At 71.7% G+C, this 7,100-nt stretch carries 7 protein-coding genes; 3 read left to right on the forward strand and 4 right to left on the reverse strand.

What is annotated here, in order from left to right; genetic code table 11:
• A partial coding sequence (locus IJH84_RS18790) for an iron chelate uptake ABC transporter family permease subunit (RefSeq protein ID WP_295146833.1) occupies positions 1-816 on the forward strand: 816 nt, incomplete at its 5' end.
• The gene (locus tag IJH84_RS18795; RefSeq protein ID WP_295146835.1) at positions 813-1,592 is read left to right on the forward strand and encodes an ABC transporter ATP-binding protein; all 780 of its coding nucleotides are present in this window, start codon (positions 813-815) and stop codon (positions 1,590-1,592) included. The genes IJH84_RS18790 and IJH84_RS18795, both read left to right, overlap by 4 nt.
• 147 nt (positions 1,593-1,739) lie before the next feature.
• Here the strand turns inward: IJH84_RS18795 and IJH84_RS18800 are convergent, their stop codons facing one another.
• A complete protein-coding gene (locus IJH84_RS18800; RefSeq protein ID WP_233628072.1) occupies positions 1,740-2,576 on the reverse strand; it encodes an acyl-CoA thioesterase II in 837 nt (278 codons plus the stop codon).
• Positions 2,577-2,707: 131 nt separating this feature from the next.
• On the opposite strand from IJH84_RS18800, the gene IJH84_RS18805 reads away from it, so the two are divergent.
• On the forward strand, positions 2,708-3,445 hold the full coding sequence (locus IJH84_RS18805; protein WP_295146838.1) for a MerR family transcriptional regulator: 738 nt from the start codon (positions 2,708-2,710) through the stop codon (positions 3,443-3,445).
• Between the two features lie 4 nt (positions 3,446-3,449).
• Here the strand turns inward: IJH84_RS18805 and IJH84_RS18810 are convergent, their stop codons facing one another.
• The 3 genes from IJH84_RS18810 to IJH84_RS18820 all read right to left on the reverse strand — a co-directional run bounded on the left by IJH84_RS18810 (position 3,450) and on the right by IJH84_RS18820 (position 6,582).
• On the reverse strand, positions 3,450-4,226 hold the full coding sequence (locus IJH84_RS18810; protein WP_295146840.1) for a DeoR/GlpR family DNA-binding transcription regulator: 777 nt from the start codon (positions 4,224-4,226) through the stop codon (positions 3,450-3,452).
• Positions 4,227-4,402: 176 nt separating this feature from the next.
• The gene (gene pdxA / locus IJH84_RS18815; RefSeq protein WP_295146842.1) at positions 4,403-5,395 is read right to left on the reverse strand and encodes a 4-hydroxythreonine-4-phosphate dehydrogenase PdxA; all 993 of its coding nucleotides are present in this window, start codon (positions 5,393-5,395) and stop codon (positions 4,403-4,405) included.
• Between the two features lie 2 nt (positions 5,396-5,397).
• The gene (locus IJH84_RS18820; protein ID WP_295146844.1) at positions 5,398-6,582 is read right to left on the reverse strand and encodes a four-carbon acid sugar kinase family protein; all 1,185 of its coding nucleotides are present in this window, start codon (positions 6,580-6,582) and stop codon (positions 5,398-5,400) included.
• Between the last annotated feature and the right edge of the window lie 518 nt (positions 6,583-7,100).

Consider the following 7,100-nt stretch of genomic DNA (forward strand, 5'->3'; position numbering starts at 1 on the left):
GCGGCGCTGGCCGCGATCTGCGGAGCCGGGCTCGGAGTCTGCGGGGCGGTACTGCAATCGTTGCTGCGCAACCCATTGGCCGATCCGTTCCTGTTAGGAGTGTCGGCGGGAGCCTCGACCGGGGCGGTCTCGGTGGTCGTGCTCGGTCTCGGGGCCGGGGCGGTCGGTCTCACCGCCGGGGCGTTCGCCGGGGCGCTGATCGCGTTCGCGCTGGTGATGTTGCTGGCGACGGCCGCAGGCGGCGCGGCCGGGCACATGGTGCTGGCCGGAGTCGCCGGGACGCAGCTGTTCTCCGCGCTGACCTCGTACATCGTGATCACCTCCGCGGACGCCGACCAGACCCGCGGCGTGCTCTTCTGGCTGCTGGGCTCGCTTTCCGGTGCGCGCTGGGATGATGTGCTGCTGGCGGGCGTGGTGTGCGCGGTGTGCCTCGTGCTGTGCTTGGCGAAAGCGGGCTCGCTGGACGCCTTCGCGTTCGGCCAGGACGCCGCCGCCGCTCTCGGAGTCCACGTTGGACGGCTGCGGGCGCTGCTGCTGGTGGTGACCGCGCTGCTGGCCGCTACCTTGGTCGCAGCGGCGGGAGCGATCGGCTTCGTCGGGCTGGTGCTGCCGCAGGCGGCCCGGCTGCTGGTCGGACCGCGGCACCGCGCGCTGCTGCCGGTGACCGCGGTGCTCGGCGCGATCCTGCTGGTGTGGGTGGACGTGCTGGCCACCACGATCGCCGCGCCGCAGGAGGTTCCGGTCGGCGTGGTCACCGCATTGGTCGGGGTGCCTGCCTTCGCGGTCCTGCTGGTCCGGCGGGGGAGGGTGTCGTGAGCCCGACCGCGCGCGAGGTGTCGTGGACAGCCGGGGGCGCGCTCATCCTGGACGGGGTGAGCCTGCGCGCCGAACCGGGCAGCACGCTCGGGTTGCTCGGCCCGAACGGCTCCGGGAAATCCTCGCTGTTGCGGCTGCTGGCAGGGCTGCGCAGGCCCTCCGCCGGTGCGATCGACATCGACGGGCAAGCTATGGCGGCTTGGTCACGACGCGAGTTGGCGCGGCGGATCGCCGTGGTGGAACAGCAGGTGTCCACCGAGGTCGATCTGACCGTCGCCGAAGTCGTCGCGCTCGGCCGCACGCCGCATCGCGGCGGCTGGGGCGGCAGCGGGCCGCAGGACGCCGAGATCATCGCGCGCGCCCTGGCGCGCACCGGGCTGGACGGACTCGGACACCGCCGTTGGCACGGCCTTTCCGGCGGTGAGCGGCAGCGCGCCCAGATCGCGCGGGCGCTCGCGCAGGAACCGGTCGAGCTGCTGCTGGACGAGCCGACGAACCACCGCGACGTCGCCCACCCGCTCGAATTGCTCGCGCTGGTCCGGGAATTGCCGGTGACGGCGGTGATCGCGCTGCACGACCTCAACCTCGCGGGAATGTTCTGCGATGAACTGGTGGTGCTCGCAGGCGGCCGCGTGGTGGCGGCTGGGGCGCCGCGGGACGTGCTCACCGCCGACCTCGTCGGCGAGGTCTACGGCGTCCGATGCGAAGTGTCCGCTGTGGACGGGATCCCGCATGTGCGGTTCATGCCGCCGGATCGGGGCGACGCGCAACCGTAGGGAGGCCGCGAGCTGACGGGCCCGGCGCTGGAGCCGGCGATTTCCGCGGCGGTGCCCCACGGCGGATGGTGGTACAGCGGCGTGCGACGCATCAACGATCGAGCCGAGCAAACGAGCATCCGCCGCTGTGCCGGACCCGGGCGCGCCTCACTGCGTGCCGTGGATCAGCCCTTCCTGCGCCACCGAAGCCATCAGCGCCCCGGAGCGGGTGTAGAGCCGCCCTTGCGCCAGGCCGCGCAGCGGGCCGACCGCGGGGGAGTTCTTGGCGTACAGCAACCAATCGTCGAATCGAGCCGGTTCGTGGAACCACATCACGTGGTCCAGCGAAGTCATTCCCGCCACATCGGTGCGTCCGGTCGGCCCGAGCACCGCGGCGGCCAGCGTGAGATCGCTCAGGTAGGTCAGCACCGCGGTCGCCGGTCGCCCTTCGCCCTCGGTGGCGCGCAGCCGGAACCACAGATCTCCGGAGAACCGGTCCACGAGGTCCCCTGTGGACTGACCGGGAGCCGGTGCCCGGCGGAACTCGAACGGCTGCCAGGCGTTGAACCCGTTGGCGGTGTCCGGCCACTCCAGCGCCGGGCACTCCTCCGGCGCCAGCCGCTGCGGCATCGGCTCCTGGTACTCCAGCGCGGTCCGGTCGGTGGTGAACGAGCAGTCCAGCGACAGGATCGGTTTGCCGTGCTGCACCGCGGTCACCCGGCGGCGCCGGAACGTCGAGCCGTCGTGCAGCCGCTCGTTGCGGAACACCACCGGCACTCCGGTGATCCCGGGCCGCAGGAAGTACGAATGCAGCGAGTGCACCCGCGACGAATCGTCCACTGTGTTCGTCGCGGCGACCAGGGCTTGCGCCGCGACCTGCCCGCCGAACAGGCGCGGCGCCCCGGGCGGGGCGCAGGTGCTGCGGAACAGGTCGTCGTCGATCGTCTCCAGGCTGAGCACGTCGAGCAGCGTCTGGACCGTGAAGTCCTGCGTCGTCTCGGTCATCCGGGCCTCTCCGTGGCGTGCGGGTCCGCCGACCACCTTAAGCGGCGCACCGCGTCGCACCGGGTCAGGGCTTGAGGTTGACGCCGCGTGAAGCCTTAACGTGCAGGTCATCAGAGCACGGGAGGTGCGTGGTGGGGGAATGGGCGATTCAGGAGCTCGCCCGCGCGGCGGGCACGACCAGTCGCACGCTGCGCTACTACGGGGAGATCGGCCTGCTGCCCGCGACGCGCGTCGGCGCCAACGGGTACCGCTACTACGACGAGCAGGCCTTGGTGCGGCTGCAGCGAATTCTGCTGTTGCGTGAGTTGGGCATGGGGCTTTCGGCGATCGGTGAGGTGCTCGACGGCCAAGAGCCCGTACCGGCGCTGCACGATCACCTGCAACTGCTCCAGCAGGAGCGGGATCGGATCGAGCGGCAGATCGCCTCCGTGCGCTGCACCGTGCGCAAGCTCGAACGAGGGGAAGAACTCATGGCACAGGAAACGCTCGACGGCTTCGACCACACCCGCTACGAGGACGAGGTGGTGCGCCGCTGGGGCCGCCCGGCGTACGCGAGCGCCGACCGCTGGTGGCGTTCGCTCAGCGACGCCGAGAAGCGGGAATTCCAGCAGCAGGGCCGGGACATCGCCGGCGGCTTCCAGGAAGCGTTCGCCGCCGGCGAAGCCGCCGACGGCGCGCAGGCGCAGGAACTCGCGCACCGCCAGTACGAATGGGTCAGCACCGGCTGGGGCGGCAGGAGGCCGTCCCGCGAGGCGTTCGCCGGGCTGGGACAGCTGTACGTGGACGACCCGCGCTACGGCATGGGAAACCACGAGTGCGCGGCATTCATCCGCGCGGCGATGAGCCGCTACGCGGAGCGGAACCTGTAGCGGCTCAGGCCGGTTCCTCGGCCACGACGACGTCGACACCGCGGCTCAGGAACGGTGCGGTGGCCGCGGCGTCGGCGGCGGCGTCGGTGACCAGCGTCCAGCGTTCCGGCAGCCGCGCCCAGGCGTGGAACGGGTGGTGGCCGAGCTTCGCCGAGTGCACCAGCACGTACACCGCGTCGGCGCGCTCGGCCATCAGCTCCTTGAGCCGGGTCTGCTGCAGGTCGGCTTCGCAGATGCCCTGCTCGGCGGTGACCCCGTCGGCGCCGAGGAAGACCCGGTCGAAGGTCAACCGGCTCAGCGCGGCCTCGGTGAGCGGGCCGACGAAGCCCTGGCTCAGGTGCCGCAGCGTGCCCCCGAGGCATTCCACGTGCACCTCGTCGGCGCTGACCAGCTCCTGCAGCACGGTCAGGCCAGTGGTCACGACCGTCACGTCGCGGGCGTCGCGCAACTCGCGCGCCAAGGCGCCGGTGGTGGTGCCGGAATCCAGCAGCACCGTCTCACCGGGGAGGATCTGCCCGGCCGCCCACCTGGCGATGGCCTGCTTGGCCGCGAACGCCTCGCTGCTGCGCTGGCGCAGCGAGCTCTCCTGGTGCCCGGCGACCGCGATCGCGCCCCCGTAGGTGCGCGCGAGCCGCCCGGCGGATTCCAGCTGCGCCAGGTCGCGGCGGATCGTCGACGCGGTGACCCCGAACGTCGCGGACAGCTCTTCGACGCTGGTCAGCCCGGACGTGGTGGCCAGCCGCACGATGGCGGCGCGGCGATCCTGCGATCCGCGGGGCATCGTCGGTCCTCCTCGGGTCGATGTCGTCCTGCCAAGGATGGCGCAGGCGGCCGATCCGCCGGGGCGCGGGGATCGGCGCGTCGTGCGGATGCGGTTCGGCTGCCGCAGCGCAGATCGGGTTTGCGAAGGTGCGCCAGCCGTTCGCGGTGCCTGCGGCTCACCAGACCGGCCAAGCGCTAAGCCGCGGCCGAGAGTTCGGCCGCCTGCCGCAGCGCTTCGGCCATGCTGCGCGGATCCGCCTTGCCGGTGCCCGCGATGTCGAAGGCCGTGCCGTGGTCCACCGACGTGCGGATCACCGGCAACCCGACGGTGATGTTGACCCCGGCTTCGATCCCGAGCACCTTCACCGGCCCGTGTCCCTGGTCGTGGTACATCGCCACGATCAGGTCGTAGTCCCCGCGCCCGGCCAGGAAGAACGCGGTGTCGGCGGGCAGCGGGCCGCGGGCGTCGATGCCGTCGGCGCGGAGCCGCTCCAGCGCGGGAACGATCTTGGTCTCTTCCTCGCCGTGGCCGAACAGGCCGTTCTCCCCGGCGTGCGGGTTGATCCCGCACACTCCGATGCGCGGGTGCGCGATCCCCGACCCGGTGATCGCCCGGTTCCCGCGCCGCACGGTCCGCTCGACCAGCCCGGGCTCGATCTTCGCGACCGCGTCGATCAGGCCGATGTGCGTGGTCACGTGCACGACCTTGACCGATGGCGTGGACAGCATCATGGACACCTCTTCGGTGCCGGTCAGGTGCGCGAGCAGTTCGGTGTGGCCGGGGAAGAGGTGCCCGGCGGCGTGCAGCGCCTCCTTGTTCAGCGGAGCGGTGCAGATCCCCTGCACCGCGTGGCGCGCGGCCAGCTCGGCGGCGACCCGGATGTACTGGTACGCGGCCTCGCCCGCGGCCGGTGACACCTCGCCCCACGCCAGGTCGGCGGGCAGCAGCCCGAGGTCGAGCACGTTGATCCGCCCCGGCTCGAAGACCGCGTCGTCGACCGAGTCCACCGCCACGACCCGCGCCTCGCGCCCGATGATCCGCGCGGCGGTGCGCAGCCGCTCGGCGTCGCCGACGACGATCGGGCGAGCGCGCGCCGAGGTCGCGTCGTCGAGCAGCGCACCGGCGATGACCTCGGGGCCGACGCCGGCGCCGTCGCCCATGGTGACGGCGATCAGGGGAGTGGTCATGTTCAGCCTTCCGTTGCGGGACGCAGGTGTTCGGCGATGCGCACGAGGCTGTCCGCATCGCCGAAGCTGCCGGGCCGGGTCACCACGGACGTGCCGCCGCGGGTGCGGCTGCGCACGGCGCCGTGGTGGATCTGGGTGAGTGGCACGAGCTCGTCCATGCCGAGCGCGTCGAGCACGCGGCGCGCGGTTTCGCCGCCGGTGAGCACGAGATCGACCGGGCGATCGGCGGATCTGACGGCGCGGGCGGCGGTTTCGGCCAGCCGCCGGACGATTTCGCGTGAGTGCGCGGGGTTCACGCCGTGCGGAGATTGCAAGGTCACCGCCACCGGGGAGTGCCGCAGCGCCCTTGCGATCGGGTCGGACTCGTCGCGTTGTGCGAGCAGGACGGGCACGTCGAGCGGGATCTGCTGCACGCCGCGGGTGGCCAGCCTGCGCACTTGCTCGGCGGAGGCGGCCTCGGCCGTGCCGATGACGAACAGCAGCCCGTGCGCGGAATCGGGCGCTTCGATGCCGTAGCCGTCCACTTCGGGCATTGCGCGGCCGAGTGCGGTCGCGAGGCCGCCGGAGCCCGCGAGCCGGACTCCCGGCAGGTCTGCGCAGGCCGCGACGACGGCGTCCAGGTCGGCGTCGGTCTCCCCGTCGCACAACGGGATTTCGCCCGCTTCGAGGCAGTCGCGCACCGTTTCGCGCAATCGGCCGGAGCGCACGACATCGAGCGTGATGACGCGGCAGCGCTGCGGGGCGAGCGCTTCGGCGATCGTGGCAGCCGGAGCGGCGGACTCGGCGGACCACTGACCGCTCCGGTGCAGCGGTCGTCCGCTGACGTGCAGCACTCCGTTGTGGACGGTGCGGCCCGCGGGCGGCAGCGCGGGAGCGAGCACTGCGGGGCGTGCCGCGGCGAGCATGGACCGCACGTTGCCGCGCAGCAGCGAGTCGATCTTCAGGAAAGCCTTCGCGGCCGGGCGCGCGGCGAGCGTTGCGTGAACCGAGCGTTCGGCTTCGGCGCCTGGCGCATTCCTGCAGTCCAGGTCTGCCACGGCGAGGGCCGGGCGTCCATCATGTTGCGTGTTGTGCGCAGCAAGCGTCTCGGTGCTCGCGGGTAGTTCGATCCGCGCGGAGCGACATCCCGGTAGCAGGGCCGCTGCGGCCTCGGCGGCACCGGAGAGGTCGTCGGCGATCGCGAGCACGTCCGCTCGCAAGACTGCTGCGGCGTCCGCCGGTTCAGTGTTTTCCGGCGAATATCGGGAAAAATCGGTGATCAGGGGAATTTCGGTGTGAGCGTTGTCGCCCATGTGCTTCCCCTTTCGGCTCTGTTGCGCGAGCAGTGGCCGGTGGTGTCTCCGGCGGCTCGGTCCGACCTCCGGGCCGCGCACTGTTTGCGCGAATCACGCTACGACAGTTGCGCACAACGCGCAATCATGCCAGAGTGCCTCGCGAAGCTCAGATATCCCGCAAAGCTCAGCGAGCACTGCGCGAAGTGCAGAGCACTGCGCGACCAAGAAGTGCAGAGCACTGCGTAGCTCGAAGTACTGCGTAGCGCGAAGTGCAGAGCACTGCGCGACCGAAGTGCTCTGCGTAGCACCGGCGATCGCCGAAGGCGTTGCCGGTGCCGTGTGCGGAAAGGTCAATGATGACCCGCTCTATGACGACGTGGTCCGGTGCGCAGGCGGTCTCCCGCCGCGGCCTGCTGCGCGCCGGTGCCGCC

Source organism: Saccharopolyspora sp. (assembly GCF_017434145.1).
GTDB classification, from domain to species: domain Bacteria; phylum Actinomycetota; class Actinomycetes; order Mycobacteriales; family Pseudonocardiaceae; genus Saccharopolyspora_C; species Saccharopolyspora_C galaxeae.